This window comes from Streptomyces krungchingensis (assembly GCF_054729265.1).
Genome location: NZ_JBPUKY010000001.1, coordinates 3,459,056 through 3,484,611, shown reverse-complemented (window position 1 = coordinate 3,484,611; position 25,556 = coordinate 3,459,056). Strand labels below are relative to the sequence as shown.

19 protein-coding genes are annotated in these 25,556 nt (G+C 73.0%); 9 read left to right on the top strand and 10 right to left on the bottom strand.

The window, feature by feature from the left end; translation table 11 throughout:
- Positions 1-232: 232 nt before the first annotated feature.
- Positions 233-1,672: a regulator gene (locus ACSYGO_RS15515; RefSeq protein WP_095933832.1), complete on the top strand. Its 1,440-nt coding sequence runs from the start codon at positions 233-235 to the stop codon at positions 1,670-1,672.
- A 13-nt stretch (positions 1,673-1,685) separates the two neighbouring features.
- Here ACSYGO_RS15515 and ACSYGO_RS15510 read toward each other — a convergent pair whose 3' ends face one another.
- Together ACSYGO_RS15510 and ACSYGO_RS15505 are read right to left on the bottom strand one after the other, a co-directional pair.
- Entirely contained in the window at positions 1,686-3,083 is a 1,398-nt protein-coding gene (locus ACSYGO_RS15510) for an NAD(P)/FAD-dependent oxidoreductase (RefSeq protein WP_460389719.1), read from the bottom strand.
- A gap of 233 nt (positions 3,084-3,316) precedes the next feature.
- Positions 3,317-4,234, bottom strand: a complete 918-nt coding sequence (locus tag ACSYGO_RS15505) for a TIGR01777 family oxidoreductase (protein WP_345643356.1) — start codon at positions 4,232-4,234, stop codon at positions 3,317-3,319.
- A 72-nt stretch (positions 4,235-4,306) separates the two neighbouring features.
- Here ACSYGO_RS15505 and ACSYGO_RS15500 point away from each other — a divergent pair, with 72 nt between their 5' ends.
- Positions 4,307-4,795, top strand: a complete 489-nt coding sequence (locus ACSYGO_RS15500) for a GNAT family N-acetyltransferase (RefSeq protein WP_426675793.1) — start codon at positions 4,307-4,309, stop codon at positions 4,793-4,795.
- Positions 4,796-4,883: 88 nt separating this feature from the next.
- On the opposite strand, the gene ACSYGO_RS15495 is transcribed toward ACSYGO_RS15500, so the two are convergent.
- On the bottom strand, positions 4,884-6,068 hold the full coding sequence (locus tag ACSYGO_RS15495; protein WP_460386871.1) for a MarP family serine protease: 1,185 nt from the start codon (positions 6,066-6,068) through the stop codon (positions 4,884-4,886).
- A 416-nt stretch (positions 6,069-6,484) separates the two neighbouring features.
- On the opposite strand from ACSYGO_RS15495, the gene ACSYGO_RS15490 reads away from it, so the two are divergent.
- Positions 6,485-7,219, top strand: a complete 735-nt coding sequence (locus ACSYGO_RS15490) for a peptidoglycan recognition protein family protein (protein WP_426675795.1) — start codon at positions 6,485-6,487, stop codon at positions 7,217-7,219.
- A gap of 123 nt (positions 7,220-7,342) precedes the next feature.
- Positions 7,343-7,573: a hypothetical protein gene (locus ACSYGO_RS15485; protein WP_426675796.1), complete on the top strand. Its 231-nt coding sequence runs from the start codon at positions 7,343-7,345 to the stop codon at positions 7,571-7,573.
- Positions 7,574-7,711: 138 nt separating this feature from the next.
- On the opposite strand, the gene ACSYGO_RS15480 is transcribed toward ACSYGO_RS15485, so the two are convergent.
- The 4 genes from ACSYGO_RS15480 to ACSYGO_RS15465 form a co-directional block, all read right to left on the bottom strand.
- The gene (locus tag ACSYGO_RS15480; protein WP_028805180.1) at positions 7,712-8,230 is read right to left on the bottom strand and encodes a DUF4240 domain-containing protein; all 519 of its coding nucleotides are present in this window, start codon (positions 8,228-8,230) and stop codon (positions 7,712-7,714) included.
- Positions 8,231-8,344: 114 nt separating this feature from the next.
- On the bottom strand, positions 8,345-9,358 hold the full coding sequence (locus ACSYGO_RS15475) for a helix-turn-helix transcriptional regulator (RefSeq protein ID WP_426675797.1): 1,014 nt from the start codon (positions 9,356-9,358) through the stop codon (positions 8,345-8,347).
- 137 nt (positions 9,359-9,495) lie between these two features.
- Positions 9,496-12,198, bottom strand: a complete 2,703-nt coding sequence (gene aceE, locus ACSYGO_RS15470; RefSeq protein ID WP_432185854.1) for a pyruvate dehydrogenase (acetyl-transferring), homodimeric type — start codon at positions 12,196-12,198, stop codon at positions 9,496-9,498.
- Positions 12,199-12,470: 272 nt separating this feature from the next.
- Entirely contained in the window at positions 12,471-13,094 is a 624-nt protein-coding gene (locus tag ACSYGO_RS15465; RefSeq protein WP_095933823.1) for a GntR family transcriptional regulator, read from the bottom strand.
- Positions 13,095-13,426: 332 nt separating this feature from the next.
- On the opposite strand from ACSYGO_RS15465, the gene ACSYGO_RS15460 reads away from it, so the two are divergent.
- Complete coding sequence (locus tag ACSYGO_RS15460) at positions 13,427-14,113, top strand: hypothetical protein (protein ID WP_460386870.1); 687 nt, start codon at positions 13,427-13,429, stop codon at positions 14,111-14,113.
- 76 nt (positions 14,114-14,189) lie between these two features.
- On the opposite strand, the gene sucB is transcribed toward ACSYGO_RS15460, so the two are convergent.
- From sucB to ACSYGO_RS15445, 3 genes are all read right to left on the bottom strand, one after another.
- Entirely contained in the window at positions 14,190-15,971 is a 1,782-nt protein-coding gene (sucB, locus tag ACSYGO_RS15455) for a 2-oxoglutarate dehydrogenase, E2 component, dihydrolipoamide succinyltransferase (protein WP_460386869.1), read from the bottom strand.
- 128 nt (positions 15,972-16,099) lie between these two features.
- Positions 16,100-17,488, bottom strand: a complete 1,389-nt coding sequence (lpdA, locus tag ACSYGO_RS15450; protein ID WP_426675801.1) for a dihydrolipoyl dehydrogenase — start codon at positions 17,486-17,488, stop codon at positions 16,100-16,102.
- Positions 17,489-17,802: 314 nt separating this feature from the next.
- A complete protein-coding gene (locus ACSYGO_RS15445) occupies positions 17,803-19,332 on the bottom strand; it encodes a leucyl aminopeptidase (RefSeq protein ID WP_426675802.1) in 1,530 nt (509 codons plus the stop codon).
- Between the two features lie 353 nt (positions 19,333-19,685).
- Between ACSYGO_RS15445 and ACSYGO_RS15440 the strand changes: the two genes are divergently transcribed.
- The 4 genes from ACSYGO_RS15440 to ACSYGO_RS15425 all read left to right on the top strand — a co-directional run bounded on the left by ACSYGO_RS15440 (position 19,686) and on the right by ACSYGO_RS15425 (position 25,539).
- Positions 19,686-21,710, top strand: a complete 2,025-nt coding sequence (locus tag ACSYGO_RS15440) for a hypothetical protein (protein ID WP_435220192.1) — start codon at positions 19,686-19,688, stop codon at positions 21,708-21,710.
- Between the two features lie 123 nt (positions 21,711-21,833).
- A complete protein-coding gene (pelF, locus tag ACSYGO_RS15435) occupies positions 21,834-23,357 on the top strand; it encodes a GT4 family glycosyltransferase PelF (protein WP_432173322.1) in 1,524 nt (507 codons plus the stop codon).
- Positions 23,354-24,871 carry a hypothetical protein gene (locus ACSYGO_RS15430; RefSeq protein WP_460386868.1) on the top strand — a complete coding sequence of 506 codons (1,518 nt, stop codon included), beginning with the start codon at positions 23,354-23,356 and terminating at the stop codon, positions 24,869-24,871. Before pelF ends, ACSYGO_RS15430 begins: the two co-directional genes overlap by 4 nt.
- On the top strand, positions 24,868-25,539 hold the full coding sequence (locus ACSYGO_RS15425; protein WP_435220190.1) for a spherulation-specific family 4 protein: 672 nt from the start codon (positions 24,868-24,870) through the stop codon (positions 25,537-25,539). Before ACSYGO_RS15430 ends, ACSYGO_RS15425 begins: the two co-directional genes overlap by 4 nt.
- The last annotated feature ends 17 nt before the right edge of the window (positions 25,540-25,556 follow it).

Sequence of the window (25,556 nt, the reverse complement as noted above, 5' to 3'; positions counted from 1 at the left end):
GCACGCGGAAGAACCTTTCGTCAGGTCCGTGGCGCACCCACGCCACTGTACGTCCGGCCGCCGGCCGTCAGCCGAGTGGCCAATCCTCACACGATCGGATGAATGAACCTCGAAGTCTGCGATGAGGTGCTTACGCTCCGCTACATTCGCGCCGTTCACGAGGCCATAAGGGCTGCTCACAGGCAATCCGGGCAAGTCGCAGTGACCCGGAAGGCAGGAGACCGCACCGCAGATGACGGAACGACCCGCGCAGCGCACCCCCAACCGCCAGCTCGCCGCGCTCATCGCAGAAGCGGGGTTCTCCAACGCAGGTCTCGCCCGTCGCGTGGACCAGCTCGGCCTCGAACACGGACTCGATCTGAGATACGACAAGACATCCGTCACCCGGTGGCTGCGCGGGCAGCAACCCCGGGGCACCACGCCCGCGCTCATCGCCGAGGTGTTCACCCGCCGCCTCGGCCGCCGGCTCACCGCGCAGGACCTCGGGCTCGACGCCTGCGCCCCGGTCTACGCGGGGCTGGAGTTCGCCGCGACCCCCGAGGAGGCCGTGGACATCGTCAGCGGCCTGTGGCGCAAGGACTCCGGCAGTCACGCCGAGCTCCGCAAGATCGCCTTCACCCCGGCGGGACTCGTCGTCCCCAGCCGGGACTGGCTGATCGGGCGGGCCGACGACCGGGTCGGCCGCGGTGAGACCGGGCCCGGCCGTGTCCCCGGGCAGGGGCGGCCGGCGGTCCCGCGGCAGCGCAGCCAGACCGAGCGCGGCCCCGGGCAGAAGGTCACCGGGGGCGACATCGCGGCGCTCCGCTCGGTCGGCGAACTCTTCCGCGCCCTCGACAACGCCTACGGCGGCGGCCACGCACGCCAGGCACTGGTCCGCTACCTGGAGCACGAGGCCGAGCCGATGCTGCGCGGCACGTACGGCGAGCAGACCGGCCGGCGGCTGTTCGCCGCCGCCGCCGACCTCACCCGGCTCGCCGGCTGGACCTCGTACGACATCGCCGCGCACGGGCTCGCACAGCGGTACTTCGTCCAGGCGCTGCGCCTGTCGCAGGCCGCCGGGGACCGCGCCTACGGCTCCTACGTGCTGGTCACGATGAGCCGCCAGGCCGTCTATCTCGGCCACGGCCGGGAGGCCGTGCAGCTGGCGCGAGTGGCCCAGCAGGGGGTCGGATCGGCGGCGCCGTCCGTGGTGCAGGCACTGCTGCACGCGGCCGAGGCGCGCGGACACGGCGTGCTGGGCGAGGTGCGCGCCTGCACCGCCGCCCTCGTGCGGGCCGAGCGCGCGCTGGAGGCGTCCCGGACGGGCGAGGAGGTCCCGCACTGGGCACGGTTCTTCGACGAGGCGCAGCTCGCCGACGAGTTCGGGCACTGCCACCGCGACCTCCAGCAGTACCGGGCCGCGGCGCAGCACGCCGAGCGCTCGCTGCAACTGCGGGCGCCCGGCTATGCGCGCAGCCGGCTCTTCTGCCGCGTGGTGCTCGCCTCCGCGCGGCTCGGCCTCGGAGAGCTCGACCAGGCCTGCCAGCTCGGCGCGGAGGCGGCCGGGCAGGCGGCCGAGATGCGGTCGGTGCGGGCCGTCGAGTACGTACGGGACTTCGAGCGGCGCCTGGAGCCCTACAAGGACGCGACGCCCGTACGCGGTTACCGGGACAGGGTGGCGGCGCTGGGCTGACGCCGGGGACGGCTCAGGCCGCGGTCTCCAGGGGTTCCGCCAGCGGGGCCGGTCGGGCGCCCAGGTCCGAGAGCAGGGCATGGGCGGCCCGGCGGGCCGAGTGCAGCGCACCCTGCACGGTGCTGGTGTCCCGGTGGTCGCCGCAGACGTACAGGCCGGCGAGGAGCCGTACCGGGCGGTGCGGATCGTGCGGCGACGGCATCGCCGGGACCGCCTCGGGGTCGTGATGGACCGCGAGGAGTTCCCAGCGGGTCGTCGACGTCCCGTAGAGACGGGCCAGTTGGGCGCGGACCGCCGCGTCCAGGTGCGCCGCGGCCGGTGGAGTGCCCAGCACCGTCGAGGAGATGAGGGCGCGGCCCTCGGGCGCGCGCGTCGGGTCGACCCGGCTGACGACCGCGGTGTGCGCCACGGGGCCGCCGCGGTCGGCGTCCAGCAGCAGGGCGTCCTCCGTGAGCGGGGTCTCGTCGGTGGTGTGGTGAAGGACCGTCACCGGGTGGAAGGCGGGCAGGCGCAGGCCGGGCAGCAGCTCGGCCGCGGCACGGGCTCCGGTCGCCAGCAGGAGGGCCCGGCAGCCGATCCGGCCGTGCTCCCTCGTCGTCACGCTGGTCGTGGAGACCGAGGTGACCTCCACGCCGGTGCGTACCGTGCCCGGCGGCAGCGCCGCGGCGAGCAGCTCCGGGAGCGCGTCCGCGCCGCCCTCGGGCAGACACAGCCGGCCCGTCGCGAAGGAGTGCAGGGCGAGGTCCGCGCAGCGGCTCGAGGTCTTCAGGTCCGGGTCGCACAGCAGCGCGGCGAGCAGGGGGCGCAGGAAGCCGTCGACCGTGCGGGCCGGCAGCCCGCAGGAGGCGAGCGCCCGGGCGGCCGGCGCGTCCGGGCGGCCGAGCAGACGCTCCGGCGGGGTGGCGGAGATCCGGGCCAGGGCGTTGGCCAGACGGGACTGGTCGAGCGGGCCGCCGAGGGGGCCGGGGCGCGTGGCGGCGCGTTGCGGGCGGGCCAGCGAGAGCCGGGGGGCGCTCGCGAGGGCGCGCGCGGTGGTGAGTGCGCCCCTTGCGCTTCGGGGCACGACGGGAGCCGACGGGGAGACGGCCGCACGGTGGTGGTGACCGTCGCTGTGCAGCAGCACGCCCGGGGAGAAGGGGCGCAGGACGAGACCGTCCAGGCCCGGGGTGCGGCGCAGTTCGGGGTACGAGGTGGACAGCAGCCGGCCCAGCCGGTCCAGCCGGAAGCCGTCGACCTTCTCCGTCGCCATGCGCCCGCCCACGTGCGGCGCGGCCTCCAGGACGGTGGTCGACAGCCCCGCCCTGGTCAGATGGAGCGCGGCCGCCAGGCCGGCTGCCCCGGCTCCCACGACGACGACGTCGACGTCCTGTGCGCGTGGTGCGTCTTCTGCGTATGCAGCGTATTCCGCGATCTCCGCGATCTGCGCGGTGTGACGTGCGGGCTCTAGCACGTGCCCCTCCCCGAGGTTGCGCGGCCGGTGGGGACGTCATGCCCCCAACAGGCTTCTGGAATACCCGAGTTCGGATCGAGGGTAGGTGCGCCCGCGGACGGCGGAAGACGCGCGGCGGCCGTGCACGGGCGCATGGGGGGTGCATGTGACTCTCCGGTACGGCCGCTCGGACGGTCCCGGCCGCCGCGTACCGCTCAGTCGAGCGCCGCCCGCAGCGCCCCCTCGATCGACGGGAACGCGAACGAGAAGCCCGATTCCAGGAGACGGCCGGGCAGGACGCGCTGGCTGCCGAGGATGTCGCCGGCCATGTCGCCGAGGGCGAGACGCAGCAGCGGAGCCGGGGTGGTGAACACGGTGGGGCGGTGCAGGACACGGCCCATCGCCTCGGTGATCTCGCGGTTGGTGAGCGGGTCCGGAGCCGTCAGGTTCACCGGGCCGGCGAGCCGGTCCGTGTCGATGAGGTGCCGGATCGCCGCCACCTCGTCGTGCAGGGAGATGAAGCTCCAGTACTGACGGCCGTCGCCCATCCGGCCGCCGACCCCCGCCTTGAAGAGCGGGAACAGCTTCGCCCACGCGCCGCCCTTGCTGGAGACCACCAGGCCGGTCCGGGCGAAGACCGTACGGACACCGGCGTCCTGGGCGGGACCGGCCGCCTCCTCCCAGTCCACGCACAGCGAGGACAGGAAACCGGTCCCGGGCGGCGCCGACTCGTCCACCGCCCGGCCGTCCGTGTCGCCGTAGTACCCGATCGCGCTGCCGTTCACGAACACCGCGGGCGGCTCGTCGAGGGAGGCCACCGCGTCGGCCAGCGTCGCCGTGCCGAGGACCCGGCTCTCCCGGATCCTGCGCCGGTACGCCTCCGTCCAGCGCTGCGCGGCGATGCCCGCCCCCGCCAGATTGACCACCGCGGCGCAGCCGGCGAGGCCCGCCGTGTCGATCCGCTCCCGTTCGGGGTCCCACTCGACCTCGTCCTCCGTACGGGGCGCCCGGCGCACCAGACGCACCACCACATGTCCGTCCGCGGCCAGCGAGCGCGCCAGCGCCGAACCGATCAGGCCGGACGCACCGGCGACGGCAACACGCGAACCGGGGGGAAGAGTCGAGTCGCTCATGAGTCCATCCTGCCCGCGAAGCCCGGGAAATCGCGGGACGAGGCCAGGTGGCGGAGCCGTACAGTGATCGGCATGCCAGCACCGCTCATACGCACCGCCACGCTCGACGACGAGGACGAGCTCGGGCGCCTCGACCGGGTCACCTGGTCCACGCTGCACGCCGTCGCACCGCGCCCGCAGCCCCCGTACGAGCCCTTCTACAGCGAGCGCTTCGGACCGCGTGACCATCTCGTCGCCGAGATCGGCGGCCGCGTGGTGGGCTACATCCGCCTGGGCTTCCCCACCCCGCTCGCCTGCAACGCGCACGTGCGGCAGATCCAGGGGCTCGTCGTCGCCGACGAGGCGCGCGGTACCGGCGTCGGGCGCGCCCTGCTGCGGGCCGTGCAGGACGAGGCCCGCCGGCAGGGCGCCCGGCGGATCACGCTGCGGGTCCTCGGGCACAACGCCCCGGCACGGGGGCTGTACGAGTCGGAGGGCTTCGTCGTGGAGGGCGTCCTGCCCGAGGAGTTCCTGCTGGACGGCATGTACGTGGACGACGTGTTCATGGGACGTTCGCTCTGACGCTCTGACGCTCTGACGCTCTGACGCCGGGCCCCTGAGCCGTGGCGGGCGGGCCGCCGGGCCCACGCCGTGACCGGGCCGTCCGGATCTACGACGTGACGAGGTCGCCCGTGTCCACCGACCTCGTCGCGTCCGCCGCCCGCCGCGCGTCGCCCGCCACCTCGTCCGCCGTCAGCACGTAACCGGTCTCGCTGTCCGAGGTCGACCGGGCGAAGACCACGCCGTACACCCGGCCGTCGGTGGTCAGCAGCGGACCGCCGGAATTGCCGGGGCGGACGGTGGAGCGGACCGCGTAGATCTCGCGGGTGACGGTGTCCGAGTTGTAGATGTTCTGGCCCGTCGCGTCGATGCGGCCCGCGACCGTGGCCGCCTGGAGGTCGAGGCCGCCGTCCTGCGGATAGCCCGCCACGACCGCCGAGTCGCCGCGCGAGGCGGTGTCGTCGAAGCGGAGCGCGGGCGCGCGCAGCCCCGGGACGTAGAGGACGGCGACGTCCTTCTGCGGATCGAAGAGCACGACGGTGGCCTCGTACGCCTCGCCGACGCCGCCCACCCGCACCGTCGGCTGGTCGATGCCGGCCACGACATGGGCGTTCGTCATCACGTGCTCGGACGTGTACACGAAGCCGCTGCCCTCGCGTCCCTGGACGCCGGAGCTGCCCTCCACCTTGACCGTGCTGAGTTTCGCGGCGTTCGTGGCGGCCGTCGTGACGCTGTCCCCGGAGGGCTTGGCGACGCCCGTCGTCGGCTCGCTCTCGAACGGATTGAAGACCTGGGGGAAGCCGGCCTCGGTGAGCGCGGAGGTCGCGCGCGAGAACCAGTCCGGTGTGGTGTCCGGCATCGTGTCCTGGACGGCGCCCAGCAGCGCCGAATTGCGGATCGACTGCGTCACCACGGTCGACGAGGACGCGCCCAGGACGCTCGCGGCCACCCAGGCCACCAGCAGCACCGCCACCGTGTTGGCCGCGGCCCCGCCGACGCCGTCCGCCACCCGCAGCGGTCCCCGGTCGAGCTCGCGGCGCAGCTTGAGCGCCAGCCTGCCCGCCATCTCGTGGCCCACCACCGCCGGCACCAGCACCGTCAGCACGGCCGTCACCGTCGCCGCCGGGGTCCCGGCCGTGACCAGGTCCATGATCCACGGCAGCACCCACACACCGATCACGGCACCGCCCACGAATCCCGCCAGGGACACACAGCCGGCGACCAGGCCGCGGCGGTAGCCGGACGCCGCGTAGACCAGGATCACCAGCATCAGCAGGAGGTCGAGCACGTCCACGGAGCCGCCTTTCTCTCGGGCCCCTTAGTACGCGTGGGGCGGGCCCAGTGATCAGGCACGCGCGCGTGGCGCCGGGGAAAGGGTCACACACGCGTGGACCTGTAAAAACGACTCGGACCGGACCAATGGTTCCACCGGGTGGCACAGCACACATCGCGGACGGCGCGGATCGGGGCCAGGGTGTCTGCATGCGTGTCTTCCGGAAGACGCGGGGGGCACGGGGGCGAGGCGCGGGACGGCCGCCGCTCGCGGTGCTCCGTCGGCTCCGGGCGGGCGGGCCCGGCGCGCTGCGGACGCGCCGGCCGCGCCGGTCCCACGGCGGCCCGGGACGCCCGGGGCGCGGCCGGTTCCTGCCGTGGAGTGCGCGTGCGCCGCGTGCGCCCGGCTTCCCGGACCGCCTGCCCAGGTCCGTGCGCGTGCTGCTCGGCTGTGTGCCCGGCCTCGCCGCCGTCCTCGCGCTGGTGATGTGCGCGGCCACGGTGGACCGCGCGCAGACCGGGCCCGCCCGGCCGTCCGTCGCCCGGCCCGCCGCGGCCCACCCCGGCCCCCGGCCGCCGATCCTGCCGCGCTCGACGTGGCTGGACGCCGCCAGCACGCACGCGCAGCCGGCACCGCGCTACGACGACCGGGTCGTCGCGGTCTTCGTCCACCACACCGATTCGCCGAACGGCTACGACTGCGCCGACGCGCCCCGCATCATCCGCGACCTCTACGCGGGGCAGACGGGCGCCAAGGACTGGGACGACATCGGCTACAACTTCCTCGTCGACCGCTGCGGCACCATCTACGAGGGCCGCGCGGGCGGCATCGACCGGCCCGTCACCGGGGCGCACACACAGGGCTTCAACCACCGCACCGCCGGGGTCGCGGCCATCGGCACCTTCACGTCCGGGACGCCGGTGCCGCGGGCGATGACGGACGCCATCGCCCGTCTCGTCGCCTGGAAGCTCGGGATCTCCGACACCGACCCGCGCGCCATCGTGCGGCTGCGCTCCAGCAACAGTCTGAGCCGGTTCTCCGCGGGCACCTCCGCCGCACTGCCCACCGTCGCCGGCCACAATGCCGCGTTCATGACCACCTGCCCGGGGGCGGCGCTGACGGCCCGGCTCCCCGCGATCAGGGACGAAGCCGCCCGCCTCCAGGGACGGTGAGGCCCGCGGCGTGCGCCGCGCGGGCGGCGCCCGCACAGCCACAGCCCCACCGCAGGCGGCTCACAGACTCCGCAGAGCCGGGCCTCCTACCGTCGTCGTAGGCACTGACCGGAGGTGGGGACCATGACGAACGGCGGGACGAGGACCACGCGCGGGGTGGCCGGCTGGGCCCGGACGGCGCGCAGTCCGTGGACGGTGGTCTGCGCGGCGGCGACGGTCGTCCTGGGGCCGGCGGCGGTCACGGCGTCCGCCCTGGACCAGGCGAACGCGGCACCGCTGCACCACGCCGTACGGGCCGAACAGCCCCAGGCCTACCTCCCCGCGGAGACCGGCCGCCGACGCGCGGTGGCATGAGGGAGGCGGACGCCCGGTGGCGGGCGGACCGCTGGACGGCCGTGACGGCCGTGACGGTCGGGACGGTCGGGACGGTCAGGACGGTCGGGACGGGAGGGAGGGTGACGCCAGGACGGCGGGCCGGCCGCTGAGGCCGCGTCAGTCCCTGAAGCGGTCCCACAGCTTGGGGTAGCGCTCCGCGATGACCGCCTCGTTCTCGAAGTCGAGCGGTGTGCCCTCGGGCTCCGCGGCGGCGGGCGGGATACCGAGGTCGGGCGCGACGGCGCCGGTGAGCTGCTCGTAGGCCTCGTCGGCCGAGTAGCCCAGCTCCTCGCCGTCGCCGTCGATCTCCTCGTCGAAGTCGTCCAGGAGGTCGGCGAGGGAGTCCGGGTCGTGCACCGCGCCCTCGAAGACCTCCCGGCCCTGGCCGATCAGCCAGCACCGGAAGAAGTCGAAGGCGTCGTCGCTGGCGCCGTCGAGCAGCACCCAGGCGGCACCCCACAGGTCCCAGCGGTACGCGCGGTTGTAGCGGGACTCGAAGTGCCGGGCGAAGTCCAGGACCAGATCGGGGTCCAACTGCACGAGCCGCTCGACGAGCAGGTCGGCCTGCTCCTCGGGGTCGCCCTCGGCGGCCGCACGGGTGGTGTCCACCAGCTCCCAGAACTCCGTCTCGTCCATCACGGGTCCAGCATCGGGCCTGGACGGGAGGGACGCACGTGGAGTGGAGCAGATTGTTATGCGTGCACATGCCGAAGGTAAAACCGCCGGGTTCATACGCATTTCAAGCGCATTTCAGGAGTGCTCCGCGGCGGCGGAGGGTCCGTCGGGGTCAACTCGCCCGTACAGGGCCGCGAGCCGGGCCGCGTCCCTCGCGAAGCGGTCCCGCAGCGCCGCCGGGGAGAGCACCTCCACCTCCGGCCCGAGCCCCATGAGCTGCGTGCGGGCGACCTCCTCGGACTCGACGGGAAGCGTGACGGTCAGTCGGCCCTCTTCGTCGGGCGCGCCGCACTCCTCCAGGGCTTCCTTCGCCGAGGGGAGTCCGACGGCGTACGGCAGTCGTCGTACGCCGTCCGGGGACAGCCGCACGACGACCTCGGCCCGCAGGATGGACCGGGCGAACTCCTCGGCCCGCTCGTCCCAGAACGCGCGCAGATCGAAGTCGTCCTCCCTCCGGAACCTTTCGTCGGCGGCCTCGACGCTGCTGAACCGGTCGATGCGGTACACCCGGAACGACCCCGCGTCGGGCACCCGCGCGCACACGTACCAGACACCCGCCTTGAGGACGAGGCCGTACGGCTCCAGGGCGCGCCGCACCTCCGCCTCGCCGCGCCGGTACCGCGCCACGACGAGCCGGTCGTCCCAGACCGCCTCCGCCACCGCGGGCAGCAGCTCGGGCGTCTCGGGCTCGCTGAACCAGGCCGGCGCGTCCAGATGGAACCGCTGCGCCGCCGTGCGCGAGGCGTCCCGCAGGGACGGCAGCAGCGCCGCGGACACCTTCAGCCGGGCCGCCGACGCCGTGTCCTCCAGGCCCATCTCGCGCAGGGCTCCCGGCACCCCGCTCAGGAACAGTGCCTCCGCCTCGCTCCGCGCCAGTCCCGTCAGCCGGGTGCGGTAACCGCCGACCAGGCGGTAGCCCCCGGCGCGCCCGCGGTCCGCGTACACCGGGACGCCCGCCTCCGAGAGCGCCTGCGCGTCGCGTGTGACCGTCCGCTCGGACACCTCCAGCTCCCGCGCCAGTTCGGCGGCGGTCATCGACGCCCGCGACTGGAGCAGCAGCACCATCCTGATCAGCCGGGCAGCACGCATGGGTTCATGATGCCGCGCACCACTGACAACGGACCGAGGGGACAGGAGCCGGAAAACGCGCGGGGGCACGGCGACCGCCGTGCCCCCGCACCGGATCGCCGTGCCCCGCACCGGGTGACCCCGGAACTCCTCGGGTGCTACAGGCCGTAGCGCTCCCGGGCCTCCTTCACGGCCGACGCCTTGACCTCGCCGCGCCGCGCGAGCTGCGCCAGCGCCGCGACGACGATCGACTGGGCGTCCACCCCGAAGTGGCGGCGGGCCGCCTCACGGGTGTCGGACAGACCGAAGCCGTCGGCACCGAGCGAGGAGTAGTCCTGCTCGACCCACTGCGCGATCTGGTCCGGGACCTGGCGCATGTAGTCGGAGACCGCGAGGACCGGGCCCTCGGCACCCTGGAGCGCCTGGCGCACGAACGGCACCCGCTCCTCGCCGCGCAGCAGCGCCGCGTCGGCCTCCAGCGCGTCGCGCCGCAGCTCGGTCCAGGAGGTCGCGGACCACACGTCGCCGGCCACGCCCCACTCCTCGGCGAGCAGTCTCTGGGCGTCGAGCGCCCAGTGGATCGCCGTGCCGGAGCCCAGCAGCTGGATGCGCGGGGCGTTCGCGACGGGGGACAGGCCCGCCGACTCGGCCGTGTTGAAGCGGTACAGGCCCTTGACGATGCCCTCGTCGATGCCGAGGCCGGACGGCTTGGCCGGCTGCGGGATCGGCTCGTTGTAGACCGTCAGGTAGTAGAAGACGTTCGGGTCCTCGCCCGGTGCGGCCTCGCCGTACATCCGGCGCAGACCGTCCTTGACGATCGTCGCGACCTCGTAGGCGAACGCCGGGTCGTACGTCAGCGCTGCCGGGTTGGTGGCCGCGATGACGGGGGAGTGACCGTCGGCGTGCTGGAGGCCCTCGCCCGTCAGCGTCGTCCGGCCGGCCGTGGCGCCGACCAGGAAGCCGCGGCCGAGCTGGTCGCCGAGCTGCCACATCTGGTCGGCCGTGCGCTGCCAGCCGAACATCGAGTAGAAGATGTAGAAGGGGATCATCGCCTCGCCGTGCGTGGCGTACGCGGTGGACGCGGCGATGAAGTCCGCCATGGAGCCGGCCTCGGTGATCCCCTCGTTGAGGATCTGGCCGTCCTTGGCCTCCTTGTAGTACATCAGCTGGTCGCGGTCGACCGGCTCGTACGTCTGGCCCTTGGGCGAGTAGATGCCGAGGGACGGGAAGAGGCTCTCCATGCCGAAGGTGCGCGCCTCGTCCGGGACGATCGGCACCCAGCGCCTGCCGGTCTCCTTGTCGCGGACCAGGTCCTTGACCAGGCGGACGAACGCCATGGTGGTGGCGACGTTCTGCGAGCCGGAGCCCTTGTCGAAGGAGGCGAACGCCTTGTCGGCCGGGGCGGGCAGCGGGGCGAGGGCGTGCGTGCGGCGGGCCGGGGCCGGGCCGCCGAGGGCCGCGCGGCGCTCCTGGAGGTAGCGGACCTCGGGGGAGTCGGCGCCCGGGTGGCCGTAGGGCACCGTGCCGTCGGCGAACAGGCTGTCGGAGATGGGCAGTTCGAGCAGGTCACGCATCTGCTTGAACTCGTCCGTCGTCAGCTTCTTCATCTGGTGGTTGGCGTTCTTGGACGCGAAGCCCTCGCCGAGCGTGAAGCCCTTGACCGTCTGGGCGAGGATCACGGTCGGCGCGCCCTTGTGGGCCAGCGCCGCCTTGTACGCGGCGTAGACCTTGCGCGACTCGTGACCACCGCGCGAGAGGTGGAAGCACTCCAGGATCTTGTCGTCGCTCAGGAGCTTCGCCATCTCGGCGAGCGCCGGGTCCTTGCCGAAGAAGTCCTCGCGGATGTAGGCGGCGCCGCGGGTCTGGTACGTCTGTACCTGCGCGTCGGGTACCTCGCGCAGCCGGCGGACGAGCGCGCCGGTGGTGTCGAGCTGGAACAGCTCGTCCCAGGCCGTGCCCCACAGCGACTTGACGACGTTCCAGCCGGCGCCGCGGAACTGGGCCTCCAGCTCCTGCACGATCTTGAAGTTGGCGCGGACCGGGCCGTCGAGGCGCTGGAGGTTGCAGTTGATGACGAAGGTGAGGTTGTCGAGGCCCTCACGCGAGGCCAGCGCGAGTGCCGCCGTCGACTCGGGCTCGTCCATCTCGCCGTCACCGAGGAACGCCCACACGTGGGACTGGGAGACGTCCTTGATGCCGCGGCTGGTGAGGTAGCGGTTGAAGCGCGCCTGGTAGATCGCCGACAGCGGGCCGAGGCCCATGGAGACCGTCGGGAACTCCCACAGCCAGGGCAGACGGCGCGGGTGCGGGTACGACGGCAGACCGTTGCCCCCGGCCTCCTGGCGGAAGTTGTCGAGGTGCTGCTCGGTCAGCCGGCCGTCGAGGAAGGCGCGGGCGTAGATGCCGGGGGAGGCGTGGCCCTGGATGTAGAGCTGGTCGCCGGACCCGTCGGCCTCCTTGCCCTTGAAGAAGTGGTTGAAGCCCGTCTCGTAGAGCCAGGCGGCGGAGGCGAAGGTGGCGATGTGGCCGCCGACGCCGTGCTTGCTGCCGCGGGTCACCATCGCGGCCGCGTTCCAGCGGTTCCACGCGGTGATCCGGCGCTCCATCTCCTCGTCGCCGTCCACGACGGGCTCGGCGGCGGTGGGGATGGTGTTGACGTAGTCGGTCTCGAGCAGCTTGGGCAGCGCCAGACCGTTGCCCTCGGCACGCTCCAGGGTGCGGCGCATCAGGTACGCGGCACGGTGCGGCCCGGCTGCCTTGGCGACGGCGTCCAGGGAGGCCTGCCATTCGGCGGTCTCCTCCGGGTCGCGGTCGGGGAGCTGGTCGAGCTCGCTGGGCTGGATCGCGGTGGGGTCGGTCATTGCGCCGCCTTCCGGATGCGGAGGGGGGTTCCCTCGTCGGTAAGGGGTTTTCGGGGGTGCCCTTGGTCTTTGGCAGGACAGGGCGGCGGGCTCTTGTGGGAGCCCGACGTGACTCTAACTCCCTGATCGATGATCGATCAAAGGGTGGAAGGGGAAAACCTCTTCAGACCGAGAAAGTCGGCACGGGGTGCCTTCGCGCCAGGCACGCGGTGCCTTGAAATCGAAGGTTTTCGCAGGTGGAACGACGTCTGAGCATGCGGGCGCTCCGCTGTTCAGGGCCTCGGCGCGCAGCCCAGCACATGTGCCTTCACGAGGTCGGCGATCAACGGGTCACGGCGCCGGAAGGCGTCCACGAGAGCCTCGTGCTCCTCCGCGTACGACTGCTGGACCGTCCCCAGCCAGCGGATGGAAAGGGCCGTGAAGACCTCGATGCCCAGGCCCTCCCAGGTGTGCAGGAGGACGGAGTTGCCCGCGGCGCGCACCAGTTCGCGGTGGAAGGCCACCGTGTGACGGACCTGCCCGGTGCCGTCCGACAGCCGGTCGGCCTCGTACAGGGCGGTGACGTGCGGCTCCAGCGCCGAGCAGTCCTCGGCGAGCCGCTCGGCCGCCAGCTCCGCCGCGATGGCCTCCAGACCCGCCCGCACCGGGTAGCTCTCCTCCAGGTCCGCGGCGGTCAGGTTCCGCACCCGGACGCCCTTGTTCGGCGCCGACTCGATCAGCCGCAGCGACTCCAGCTCACGCAGCGCCTCCCGCACCGGCGTCTGGCTGACCTCCAGCTCCGTCGCGATCCGCCGCTCCACGATCCGCTCGCCCGGCTTCCAGCGCCCGCTCACGATCCCCTCCACGATGTGCTCGCGGATCTGTTCGCGCAGCGAGTGGACGACGGGCGCGGTCATGAGGGCTCCTTCGGAGGCTCTGAATCCAATATTGCGGCCCGAAGGGCCTCGTCTGAGGGGCGATGGCAGTGCGGCGGGCGGGCTCCGGTGCCGTTCGACGTTTAGACAATAAGGCCGCACCGCCGCCGGTGAGGGGCGCTCGGGGGCGCTTTCATGCAGGTGAGACGAGACTTACACGCTGTCAGAGCGTCCCCGCCTGTAAAGACCCGTACCGGCTGATGCCCGGACCCGTCACGTCCGTGTCACCCCGAGAACCCACGGGGCCCCGACCGCAGTGGCGAGGGGCAGAGGGGTCGCCGCCGTCGGCACCCCCGCCAGGTCAGGGGGATGTCATGAAGGGTCGGGTACGCGCACTTCGCTGGGCGGCCGTGGCAGTGGCGGCAGCGGCGCTCGTGGGCACGGCGACCGGCTGCCGGCCGATGGACACGGGCGCCGCCGCCCCGTCCGGCGGTACCCGCACACCGGGCTCCGCGTCCGCCGCGGGGGCCGCGGGACAGCCCGCGGGACCCGGCGGCGCCTGCGTGTTCGTCAAGCCCGACGGCGCGCAGAAGTTCGGCCACACCGGCTGGGGCTTCCGCGTCACCGGGACCGACCGCTGGGAGTACGGCGCGGTCGAGAACCCGAGCAACGCCCTGTACACCCCGCCCGGCGGCGACATCGGGGCCTGGCACGCGCAGGGCTCCTACGCCCGGATGCTCAGCGACATGTCCCGCGACGCCCACTACCCCGGTACGTCCTCGCACCCCTACAGCCGGTACCGCTGCACCGCCTCGCCGGCCGGTGACGTCGCCGCGGCGCGCGCGATGATCCGCACGGTGGAGAGCCGCGGCTTCCTCGTCGGCATGGACCCCGCCACGGGGGAGCTGAGCTCACGGGACTGCCTGGACGCCACGTACGACGTGCTGAAGGCCTACCGGGCGCGCCATCTCACGCCCGCCTACCGGACCGAGATCCCCAACGTGTGGGTGGAGACGCTGGTGCTGTGGACCGACGAGAAGCTGACACCGCGCACGGCCTAGCTCCTGTCCGACCCCGCAAACACGCCGCCCCCGCCCGGAGTCCCGGACGGGGGCGGCGCGCCGGCGCGGGTGAGGACTACAGGCCGAGCTCGACCTCGAACTCGCCGGCCTCCAGGATCGCCTTGACCGCGGTCAGGTAACGGGCCGCGTCGGCGCCGTCCACCAGACGGTGGTCGTAGGACAGGGTCAGGTACGTCATGTCGCGGACGCCGATGACCGTGCCCTCCTCCGTCTCGATGACGGCCGGACGCTTGACCGTGGCACCGATGCCCAGGATCGCGACCTGGTTCGGCGGCACGATGATCGTGTCGAACAGCGCGCCGCGCGAGCCGGTGTTGGAGATGGTGAAGGTCGCGCCGGACAGCTCGTCCGGGGTGATCTTGTTGGCGCGGACCTTGCCCGCCAGGTCCGCCGTGGCCTTGGCGATGCCGGCGATGTTCAGGTCGCCCGCACCCTTGATGACCGGGGTCATCAGGCCCTTCTCGGAGTCCACCGCGATACCGATGTTCTCGGAGTCGAAGTAGCTGATCGTGCCCTCGGCCTCGTTGATCCGGGCGTTGATGACCGGGTGGGCCTTCAGCGCCTGGGCCGCCGCCTTCACGAAGAACGGCATCGGGGAGAGCTTGACGCCCTCGCGGGCCGCGAAGGAGTCCTTCGCCTGCGCGCGGAGCTTCATCAGGCGGGTGATGTCGACCTCGACGACCGAGGACAGCTGGGCCTGCTCGTGCAGGGCCTTCACCATGTTGTCGCCGATGACCTTGCGGATGCGAGGCATCTTGACGGTCTGGCCGCGCAGCGGCGAGACCTCCAGGGCCGGGGCCTTCTTGGCGGCCGGCGCCGCGGCGGCGGGAGCCGGAGCGGCAGCGGCGGCCTTCGCGGCCTCGGCGGCGGCGATGACGTCCTGCTTGCGGATACGACCGCCGACGCCGGTGCCCTTGACGGAGGCCAGGTCGACGCCGTTCTCGGCGGCGAGCTTGCGCACCAGCGGGGTCACGTACGCACCCTCGTCGGTGGCGGCGGCCGCGGCCGGAGCCACCGGGGCGGCGGCGACCGGCGCGGGAGCCGGAGCGGCGGGCGCGGCCGGAGCCGGGGCCGGGGCCGCGGGCTGGACCGGAGCCGGGGCGGCGGCGGCCGGGGCCGGAGCCGCGGGGGCCGGAGCCGGGGCGGCCGGAGCCGGAGCGGCAGGGGCGGGGGCCGGGGCGGCCGGAGCCGCGGGCGCGGCGGCGGCCGGAGCGGCACCGGGCGCACCGATGACGGCGAGCTTGGCGCCGACCTCGGCGGTCTCGTCCTCGCCGACCACGATCTCCAGCAGGACGCCGGCCACCGGCGCGGGGATCTCGGTGTCGACCTTGTCGGTGGAGACCTCGAGCAGCGGCTCGTCCTCCGCGACCTCCTCGCCGACCTGCTTCAGCCAGCGGGTGACGGTGCCCTCGGTGACCGACTCGCCCAGCGCGGGCAGCACGACGTCGGTGCCGGAGGCGCCGCCGGCCGGGGCAGCGGCGGGGGCGGCGGCGGGCGCCGGAGCCGCGGGGGCCTCGGCGACCGGAGCCGGGGCGGCGGGGGCCGGGGCGGCGGGGGCCTCGGCGGCGGCCGGGGCGGGGGCGGCGGCGGGCGCGCCCGTGCCGTCGTCGATGACGGCCAGCTCGGCGCCGACCTCCACCGTCTCGTCCTCGGCGACCTTGATGGAGGCCAGCACACCGGCGGCGGGGGAGGGGATCTCGGTGTCGACCTTGTCGGTCGACACCTCCAGCAGCGGCTCGTCGGCCTCGACGCGCTCGCCCTCGGCCTTCAGCCAGCGGGTGACAGTGCCCTCGGTGACGCTCTCACCGAGCGCCGGAAGGGTTACGGAAACCGCCATGGTTTCTGTTGCTCCTTACGAATGGGATCTCCCCGGTCCGAGCGGTGTCGAGAGCCCGGGGAGGGTGCGGAAGTCTGTGGTCGTCGCGCCCAGGTGCGACGCGGTGACTGAGGTCGGCGCGAGCCGGATCAGTCGTGCGAGTGCAGGGGCTTGCCCGCGAGGGCCAGGTGGGCCTCGCCCATTGCCTCGTTCTGCGTCGGGTGGGCGTGGATGAGCTGCGCCACCTCGGCGGGCAGCGCCTCCCAGTTGTAGATCAGCTGGGCTTCGCCGACCTGCTCGCCCATACGGTCGCCGACCATGTGGACGCCGACCACGGCACCGTCCTTCACCTGGACGAGCTTGATCTCGCCCGCGGTGTTCAGGATCTTGCTCTTGCCGTTGCCCGCGAGGTTGTACTTCAGGGCGACGACCTTGTCCGCACCGTAGATCTCCTTGGCCTTGGCCTCGGTGATACCCACGGAGGCGACCTCCGGGTGGCAGTACGTCACCCGCGGTACGCCGTCGTAGTCGATCGGAACGGTCTTCAGACCGGCCAGACGCTCCGCCACCAGGATGCCCTCGGCGAAGCCGACGTGCGCGAGCTGGAGCGTGGGGACCAGGTCACCGACGGCGGAGATCGTCGGGACGTTCGTCCGCATGTACTCGTCGACCAGGACGTAGCCGCGGTCCATCGCGACGCCCTGGTCCTCGTAGCCGAGACCGGCCGAGACCGGGCCGCGGCCGACGGCGACGAGCAGGACCTCGGCCTCGAACTCCTTGCCGTCGGCGAGGGTGACCTTGACACCGTTCTGGGTGTACTCGGCCTTCGAGAAGAAGGTGCCCAGGTTGAACTTGATGCCGCGCTTGCGGAACGCGCGCTCAAGAAGCTTGGAGGAGTTCTCGTCCTCGACCGGGACGAGGTGCTTGAGACCCTCGATGACCGTCACGTCGGTGCCGAAGGACTTCCACGCCGAGGCGAACTCGACGCCGATGACGCCGCCGCCGAGCACGATCGCGGACTGCGGGACGCGGTCCAGGACCAGCGCGTGGTCGGAGGAGATGATGCGGTTGCCGTCGATCTCCAGGCCGGGCAGCGACTTCGGCACGGAGCCGGTCGCCAGCAGCACGTGGCGGCCCTGGATGCGCTGGCCGTTCACGTCGACCGACGTCGGGGAGGACAGCCGGCCCTCACCCTCGATGTAGGTGACCTTGCGGGAGGCGATCAGCCCCTGAAGGCCCTTGTACAGGCCGGAGATCACGCCGTCCTTGTACTTGTGGACGGCCGCCACGTCGATGCCCTCGAAGGTGGCCTTGACGCCGAACTGCTCGCTCTCGCGGGCCTGGTCGGCGACCTCGCCGGCGTGCAGCAGGGCCTTGGTGGGGATGCACCCACGGTGCAGGCAGGTACCGCCGACCTTGTCCTTCTCGATCAGGGCGACGTCCAGGCCCAGCTGCGCTCCGCGCAGCGCCGCGGCGTAACCGCCGCTACCGCCGCCGAGGATCACTAGGTCGAAAACGGTGCTGGCGTCGTTCGCCACGTCACGTCCTCCATGCATGTGCGCCGTACGCCGGGCACCTTTGTCCCTTGCGGGTGGTTGACCGGTCGGTCGGCTGGTGTCCGGCCGCTCTTTCTTCGGCCCTGTGGTGGGGGCCCTGTCCTGCCGAGAACCCATCTTTGCACTTGTCGAGGGCGAGCGAGACGCCGGGCCGGTCTCTCGGACGTCTGATCCATCACGTCGACGGGGTACGGGTGCACCAGAACCTGCGGATTTCGTCGAGGGCGAAACCCTCGTGCGGCCGAACGGACGGCCCCGGGGCGGCGACGCCCCGGGGCCGTGCACGGGCAGGGGCCTCAGCCCAGGTCGCCCGCCGCCGTCAGCTCGGCGAGCCGGACCAGGGTGCGGACCGCGGAACCGGTGCCGCCCTTGGGGGTGTAGCCGAAGGGACCCGCCTCGTTGAACGCCGGGCCGGCGATGTCGAGGTGCGCCCAGGTGATGCCCTCGCCGATGAACTCGCGCAGGAACAGGCCGGCGACCAGGCCACCGCCCATGCGCTCGCCCATGTTGGCGATGTCGGCGGTCGGGGAGTCCATGCCCTTGCGCAGGTGCTCGGGCAGCGGCATCGGCCAGGACTCCTCGCCGACCTCCTCGGCGGCCTCGACGATCGAGCCGCGGAACGCGTCGTCGTTGGCCATCACGCCGAAGGTGCGGCTGCCCAGGGCCAGCACCATCGCGCCGGTCAGCGTCGCCACGTCGACGATCGCGTCCGGCTTGTCCTCCGACGCCTTCCACAGCGCGTCGGCGAGGACCAGCCGGCCCTCGGCGTCCGTGTTGAGGACCTCGACGGTCTTGCCGCTGTACATGCGCAGCACGTCACCGGGACGGGTGGCGGAACCGGAGGGCATGTTCTCGGCCAGCGCGAGCCAGCCCGTGACGTTGACCTCCAGGCCCAGACGCGCGGCGGCGACCACCGCGGCGAAGACCGCCGCGGCACCGCTCATGTCGCACTTCATCGTCTCGTTGTGGCCGGCCGGCTTGAGGGAGATGCCGCCCGAGTCGTAGGTGATGCCCTTGCCGACGAAGGCCAGGGACTTCTTCGCCTTGGGGGAGGTGTACGACAGCTTCACCAGGCGGGGAGCGGCGGCCGAGCCCGCGCCGACGCCGAGGATGCCGCCGTAGCCGCCCTTCGCCAGAGCCTTCTCGTCGAGCACCTGCACCTTGATGCCGTGCTCCTTGCCGGCCGCGGTGGCGACCGCGGCGAAGGCCTCCGGAGTGAGGTCGTTCGGCGGGGTGTTGATGAGGTCGCGGGCGCGGTTGAGCTCCTCGGTGACGGTGGTGGCCCGCGCGACGGCCGCCTTGTACGCCGCGTCGCGGGGCTTGCCGCCGAGCAGGGCGACCTCGGCCAGCGGGGCCTTGCCGTTCTTGGCGGCGCTGCCGCCCCGGCCCGTCTCCTTGTACGCGTCGAAGGCGTAGGCGCCCAGGCGGGCACCCTCGGCGACGGCACCCGCGTCGGCGGCGTCCGCCACCGGCAGGGCGAACGCGGCCTTCTTGGCCCCGGCGAGGGCGCGGGCGGCGACACCGGCGGCGCGGCGCAGCGCCTCGGCGGAGAACGACTCGTCCTTCTCCGGGACCGCTCCCAGGCCCACGGCCACTACGACGGGGGCCTTGAAACCGGAGGGTGCGGGCAGCTTGGTCACCTCGCCCTCGGCACCGGTGGCGCCGAGGGTCTCCAGGATCGCGGCGAGCCCGCCGTCGTACGCCTTGTCCACGGCCTCGGCGCCCGGTGCGACGACCGGGCCCTTGGGGCCCTTCGCGACACCGACGACGATCGCGTCGGCCCGCAGACCGGACGCTGCGGCGGTGCTGAGAGTGAGAGCAGTCACGGTGGTGAAATCTCGCTTCCGTTGAAGTTGCTGTGGCCGAGTGGGGTTGGGTCGACCGGGCCCGACGGCTGACCCTAGAACCGGCCTGAGGGGCGGTCCTTGCCGGGGCCCTCGAAGGGACGGGCAAGTTCCCGGGACGAGCCTACGCTCGGGGCCGGGTTTCGCTCATTCCTGCGGACGTTCACCGTCTGGTGGCGCAGCGGCCGGTTCTCGTCCCTCACTCCCGGTGTCCTGAGCCACACTCATCGTGTTCTCGTGAGCGCGACGCTCACGTCTTCGCATCATTTCCACGGATTCTCCTCGGTCTCGACCAAACGGCCGAAAGAGGATCTTTCGAGGGGGAGGGACAACACATGGCGCAGAGTGCGCACCGAAGGAGAAACGCGGCCGCCGTCGTGGCGGCCACCGGACTGCTCGCGCTGGGACTGGGGGCTCCCGGCGCCGCCGCGGCCACCACACCGCGCATCGACCTCAAGGTCCTGGTCGTCGACAACGGCGGCGGCCAGGTCGGAGCCATCGCGGCCGAGCTGAAGAACACCGGCATCCCGTACACCACGGTCGACCTGGCCGACTCGGGCCGCCCGACCATCGACGCGGCCTTCCTGAGCGACACGGTGAACGGCACGCCGCGGGCCAAGTACCAGGCCGTCGTCCTGCCGAACGAGGCGCCGTTCGGCCCGGGCTCCGCCGAGCAGACGGCCCTGGAGGCCTACGAGAAGACGTACGGGATCCCGCAGGTCGACGCCTACACCTGGGCGCACCCCGAGGTCGGGCTCGACTACACCGACCAGAACGGCGGCTGGTCCGGCGTGCTGGACGGCGTGCGCACCCAGGTCACCACCGCGGGCCGGTCGGGCCCCTTCGGCTACCTCGACGGACCGCTGACCTTCGAGGACAACGACCCGGCGGTGCAGGAGAGTTACGGCTACGCCGCCCATCCGCGGGAGGGCTTCACCAGCTATCTGGACGCGCCCGGCGGCGGCAGCATGCTCGGCGAGTACGCGCACGACGGGCGCCGCGAACTCGTGCTGACCTTCGCGTACAACCAGTACCAGCAGCAGTTCAAGGTCCTCGCCCGCGGCATCGTCGAATGGCTCACCCAGGGCGTGCACCTCGGACAGAGCCGCAACTACTTCTCCGTCCACGTCGACGACGTCTTCGCGCCCGACGCCCGCTGGGACACCGGGCGGAACTGCACCCCGGGCGACATCGACTGCGTGGGCGGCGGCGAGGAGACCGCTCCGATCCGGATGACCGCGGACGACGCCGCCTACGCCGCCCAGTGGCAGCAGAGCAGCGGCTTCACGCTCGACATGGTGTTCAACGCGGGCTCCGGCGAGGAGTGGAAGACCGAGAACGGCGGGACCGACCCGCTCGCCGTGAAACTGCTCGCCGACAAGGCCAAGTACCGCTGGGTGAACCACACCTACACCCACAAGTTCCTCGGCTGCGTCCAGGACACCACGACCGTGCCGTGGACCTGCGCCAAGAACGCGAACGGCTCGATCCAGTACATGAGCCGCTCCGACATCTCGGCGGAGATCCGCAACAACTACAACTGGGCGGTCGGCAAGGGACTCCCCGTCGACCGCACCGAGCTGGTCACCGGTGAGCACTCGGGCCTGAAGACACTGCCCCAGCAGCCGGCCGACAACCCGAACCTCGCAGGCGCCCTCGCCGACAACGGCATCAAGTGGACCGGGTCCGACAACTCCCGCGAGCCCGCGCAGCGCGCGGTCGGCAACGCGCTGACCGTGCCCCGCTACCCGATGAACGTGTACTACAACGTCGGCACGGCGGCCGAGATGGCCGACGAGTACAACTGGATCTACACGTCCAAGGCCGACGGCGGCAGCGGGATCTGCGAGAACAACGCCACGTCCACCTGCCTGCCGGCACCGCTCGACACCGCCACCGGCTACGCCTCCTACATCGTCCCGCAGGAGGCCCGTATCGCGCTCGGGCACGCCATCGGCAACGACCCGCGCCCGCACTACGTCCACCAGTCCAACCTGGCCGAGGGCCGGATCCTGTACCCGGTCCTGGACAAGGTCCTCGACGGCTACAAGGCGATCTACGCCGACAACTCCCCGCTGGAGAACCCCCGTCAGAGCGCCGTCGGCACCGAGCTCCAGCGCCGGGCGGCCTGGCAGACCGCGGTCGCGAACGGCCGCGTCACCGCCTACCGGATCGGCACCACCGTCACCGTCACCGCCCCGTCCGGGACGCAGATCCCGGTGACGGCGCCCGAGGGGACCAAGAAGCAACTCCTCATCGGCACCACCGCGTTCGGGACGCCGTACGGAGGCAAGCGCTCGGCCTGGACCACGCCGGAGCTGCTGCAGTCCGCTCTCAAGCTCACCCTGCCCTCCGCCTAGGACGGCAGCTCACCCGCACGACGCGCACCCCGGCCCGCAGCGGCCGGGGTGCGCTCCGAGCCGTGATCAGGGGGTCTGGGGGCGACGGTTCCCCCAGAACGAACAGGCACAGGGGGACCACGCATGATGCGCAACGGCCGTCATGTCACCATGCTCACCGAAGGCACCTATCCACATGTCCACGGCGGCGTCAGCACCTGGTGCGACCAGCTCGTCAAAGGCATGCCCGAGGTCGACTTCCACATCGTCTCGCTCACCGGCAGCGGCCGCGAACCCGTGACCTGGGAGCTGCCGCCCAACATCTACCGGCACACCTCCGTCCCGACCTGGGGCCCGCGGCCGGGGCGGGCGCGGGCGCCACGCGGCCGGTCCCGGCGCCGTTTCACCGAGGCCTACGAGCGTCTCCTGCTCGCCTTCCTCGACCCGGACACGTCCGAGGACTTCGGCGCGGCCCTGTACGAACTGGCCGAACTCGCCCGCGCGGGAGGCCTGTCGGCGGCCCTGCGCACCGAGGACGCGCTGCGCTCGCTCCTGTGGATCTGGACACTGCCGCATCTGCCGACGGCCGAGGCCCGGCCCACCGTCCACGACGCGCTGACCGCGACGGACCTGCTGGAACACGCGCTGCGCCCGCTCGGCGTCCGCATCCCCGAGGACTGCGTGGCGCACGCCGTCAGCAGCGGTCTCGCCACCCTGCCCGCACTGGCCGCGCACCACCTCGACGGCGTCCCGTTCCTGCTCACCGAGCACGGCATCTATCTGCGCGAGCGCTACCTCGGCTACCGCGGCGACGAACAGCGCTGGCCCGTCAAGGCGTTCATGCTCGCCTTCTACCGCGAGCTGAACTCGCTGGGCTACCGGGCCGCCGACCTGATCACCCCGTGCAACCAGTACAACCGCCGCTGGGAGGAGCGCGGCGGCGCCGACTCCGACCGGATCCGCACGGTCTACAACGGCGTCGACCCGCACGCCTTCCCGCACGCCGGACCCGAACCCGACGTCCCCACCCTCACCTGGTGCGGCCGCGTCGACCCCATCAAGGACCTGGAGACCCTGCTGCGGGCGTACGCCATGGTGCGCGCCGAGCTGCCCGAGACCCGGCTCAGGCTGTTCGGCCCGGTCCCGCCCGGCGGGGAGGCCTACCGCACCCGCCTGGAGAAGCTCGCCGCCGAGCTGGGCGTGACGGACGGGCTGACCTTCGAGGGCCGCATCAGCGAGGTGTGGCGCGCGTACGCGGCGGGTCACGTCGTGATGCTCTCCTCCATCTCCGAGGGCTTCCCCTTCTCGATCATCGAGGCGATGTCCTGCGGCCGTACGACGGTGTCGACGGACGTCGGCGGGGTGCGCGAGGCGGTCGGCGACACCGGTCTCGTGGTCCCGCCGCGCGAACCCGAGAAGATGGCCGCGGCGGCCCTCACCCTGCTGCGCGACGACGAACGGCGCCGGGAGCTCGGCGAGTTGTCCCGCAGCCGGGTGATCGACCGGTTCACGCTGCGCCGCTCCGTGGACGCCTTCCGGACGATCTACCAGGAGCTCGCCGGACAGCCCGAGGTGTACGAGCCCGCCGTCGAGACCGTCGCCGACTGGACCGTCGAACTGCGCGACCCCTGGTACCAGGCCGTCGCCACGGACGGGACCGGCTGGTGAGCGAATCGCTGCGGGTGCCGCCCGGCACCCACGAGGAGACCCTGACCCAGGTGCCCCGGCAGCGCCGGTCGCCGAGCTGGGCGGGGCCCGACCCGGTCGAGGAACTCGCCGAACGGCTGGAGGAGTTCATCGCCTCCGCCGTGCACCCGGACGAGGTGGCCGCCCTGCTCGAGTCCGACGGCATGTCGGACGGCCGGATCCGCGAGCACTACGGCGTGGAGAACTCCTTCGCCCTCGCCGAGCAGTTGTACGCCCGGGTCGACCGCCACTACCCGGAGCCGGCCGCTCCCGCCCGCGACCCGTGGGCCGTCGGCCTGCTGGGCTGTCTGCTGCGGGGTGTCGTGTTCGCCCTCCCGGCACTCGCCTATGTCCTCGGGGCGCCCCTCCTGGCCGGCCCGAAGGACACGTTCGGGCTCCCCGCCGGGACCGTCCCGCTGCTCGCCGGCGCGCTGTGCGGCTGGACCTGGAACCAGGGACTGGCCCACCGGGCGTACTCCTGGCTGGGCCTCGGCGACCGGTCCGCCGCCCGCCGCAGTCTCCTCCTCGGCGCGCCGGCGGGTGCGCTGCTCGGTGCCCTGGTCGCCGTGGCGGTGGCGGGCACCGCCCATCCGGCCGCTGCGGTCTTCGCCGCCGGGCAGTCCTGCTATCTGGGCGCGGCCACCGTCCTGCTGGTGACCGGCCGCGAACGCGCCCTGCTGATCGCCCTGCTGCCGATGACGGCGGGCGCGCTCCTGGACCTGGCGCACCCGGTGCCCGGGCCCGTCGGAACCCTTCTGCTGCTGGGCTCCCTGACGGCCGTGGTGGCGCTCGCGCTGCGCGAAGTCGCCCCCGCCGTCAAGGAGTCGGGCGACGGCACATGGACGGCGGGCCTCGTCGCGCTGCTGCCCTTCGGGGCGTTCGGCGCGGCGCCCCGCCGAACGCGCACCGCGGCACCCGGGCTCGCCGGCTCCGTGCCGTACGCCCTGTTCGGCCTGGGCAGCGGGGTCCTCGTGGTGTACGCGGCGCTCGCGGACGTCCTGGCGGGCGGGCGCAGCGCGGTGGCGGCACCCGCCGCCGTGGCGCTCACCCTCAGCATGGGGCCCGCCGAATGGCTGCTGCACCGCTTCCGCAGCGGCAGCCTCGCCGGACTGCGCTCCAGCAGCACGCCGAGGGCGTTCCGGCGCAGCACGGCACGCACCGTGGCCGTGTGCCTGGCGGGCTACCTGGCCGTGCTGCTCGTCCTCGCCCTCGCCACCTCCGCCGTGTGGCCGCACGGGCCGGGCCTCGGCGGGGTCCGCCTGGCCGCGCTGCTCCTGCTGGGGGTGGTCCTCTGGACGGGGCTGCTGCTCCAGTCGTTCGGCGGCGTCGTCGGCGCGGCGTCGGTCTGCTGCGCGGCGGCGCTCGCCCAGACGGCCGGGCTCGTCACACACCCGGGCGGCCCGCACTGGGTGGCGGCGGCCGTGTACGGCGCGGCGGCCGCGGCACAGGCCGGGCTCGTCTGCAGTCTGCTGGGAAGGGCGACCGCGCACCGATGAACACCCAGGGCACCCTGCTGGTGCCGTACTACGAGCACCCCCGTGTCCGCCCCGCCGCATGGGAGGCGCTCCTCGCCGCCGCGCCCCGCCTGCACGGCGTCGTACTGAACCCGGCCGGCGGCCCGGGCGAGCACCCCGACGGGGCCTTCGCCGAGGTCGCCGGGCGGCTGCGCGCGGCTGGCGTCCGGGTGCTCGGGTACGTCGACACGGGCTACGGCCGCAGACCGCGCGCCGAGGTCGTGCACGAGCTGTCCCGGCACCGCGCCTGGTACCGGGCCGACGGCGCGTTCCTCGACCAGGCGGCCGCGTCCGACGTCGAGTTCGACCACTACCGGCGGCTCGCCACGGACGTTCGGGAGCTGGGCTGCGGCACCCTCGTCCTCAATCACGGCACGGCTCCGCACCCCGCGTACGGCGGCATCGCCGACGTGCTCGTCACCTTCGAGGGCGCGTGGGACACCTATCGCGGTGGCCCGCTGCCGCCGTGGACGGGGAGCGGCGCGCGGGTGTGCCACCTCGTCCACGGTGTGCCCGCGGGTGCCGACGTGGCGGCGCGCGCCCGGGACCGGGGCGCCGCACTGCACTGCGCGGTCCCCGGGACCGGGGCCCACCCGTGGGGCACCCTGCCGTACGGCCTGGAGCCCGCGCCGCCGTCCGCCGACGGCTGACCGGCCCGCTTCCGGTC

What these genes read in the sequence shown, in the direction of transcription:
- ACSYGO_RS15515 (WP_095933832.1), top strand. Translation starts at nt 233, where the DNA reads ATGACGGAACGACCCGCGCAGCGCACCCCCAACCGCCAGCTCGCCGCG.
- ACSYGO_RS15505 (WP_345643356.1), bottom strand. Translation starts at nt 4,234, where the DNA reads ATGAGCGACTCGACTCTTCCCCCCGGTTCGCGTGTTGCCGTCGCCGGT.
- ACSYGO_RS15500 (WP_426675793.1), top strand. Translation starts at nt 4,307, where the DNA reads ATGCCAGCACCGCTCATACGCACCGCCACGCTCGACGACGAGGACGAG.
- ACSYGO_RS15485 (WP_426675796.1), top strand. Translation starts at nt 7,343, where the DNA reads ATGACGAACGGCGGGACGAGGACCACGCGCGGGGTGGCCGGCTGGGCC.
- ACSYGO_RS15480 (WP_028805180.1), bottom strand. Translation starts at nt 8,230, where the DNA reads ATGGACGAGACGGAGTTCTGGGAGCTGGTGGACACCACCCGTGCGGCC.
- ACSYGO_RS15475 (WP_426675797.1), bottom strand. Translation starts at nt 9,358, where the DNA reads ATGCGTGCTGCCCGGCTGATCAGGATGGTGCTGCTGCTCCAGTCGCGG.
- aceE (WP_432185854.1), bottom strand. Translation starts at nt 12,198, where the DNA reads ATGACCGACCCCACCGCGATCCAGCCCAGCGAGCTCGACCAGCTCCCC.
- ACSYGO_RS15465 (WP_095933823.1), bottom strand. Translation starts at nt 13,094, where the DNA reads ATGACCGCGCCCGTCGTCCACTCGCTGCGCGAACAGATCCGCGAGCAC.
- ACSYGO_RS15460 (WP_460386870.1), top strand. Translation starts at nt 13,427, where the DNA reads ATGAAGGGTCGGGTACGCGCACTTCGCTGGGCGGCCGTGGCAGTGGCG.
- sucB (WP_460386869.1), bottom strand. Translation starts at nt 15,971, where the DNA reads ATGGCGGTTTCCGTAACCCTTCCGGCGCTCGGTGAGAGCGTCACCGAG.
- ACSYGO_RS15440 (WP_435220192.1), top strand. Translation starts at nt 19,686, where the DNA reads ATGGCGCAGAGTGCGCACCGAAGGAGAAACGCGGCCGCCGTCGTGGCG.
- pelF (WP_432173322.1), top strand. Translation starts at nt 21,834, where the DNA reads ATGATGCGCAACGGCCGTCATGTCACCATGCTCACCGAAGGCACCTAT.
- ACSYGO_RS15425 (WP_435220190.1), top strand. Translation starts at nt 24,868, where the DNA reads ATGAACACCCAGGGCACCCTGCTGGTGCCGTACTACGAGCACCCCCGT.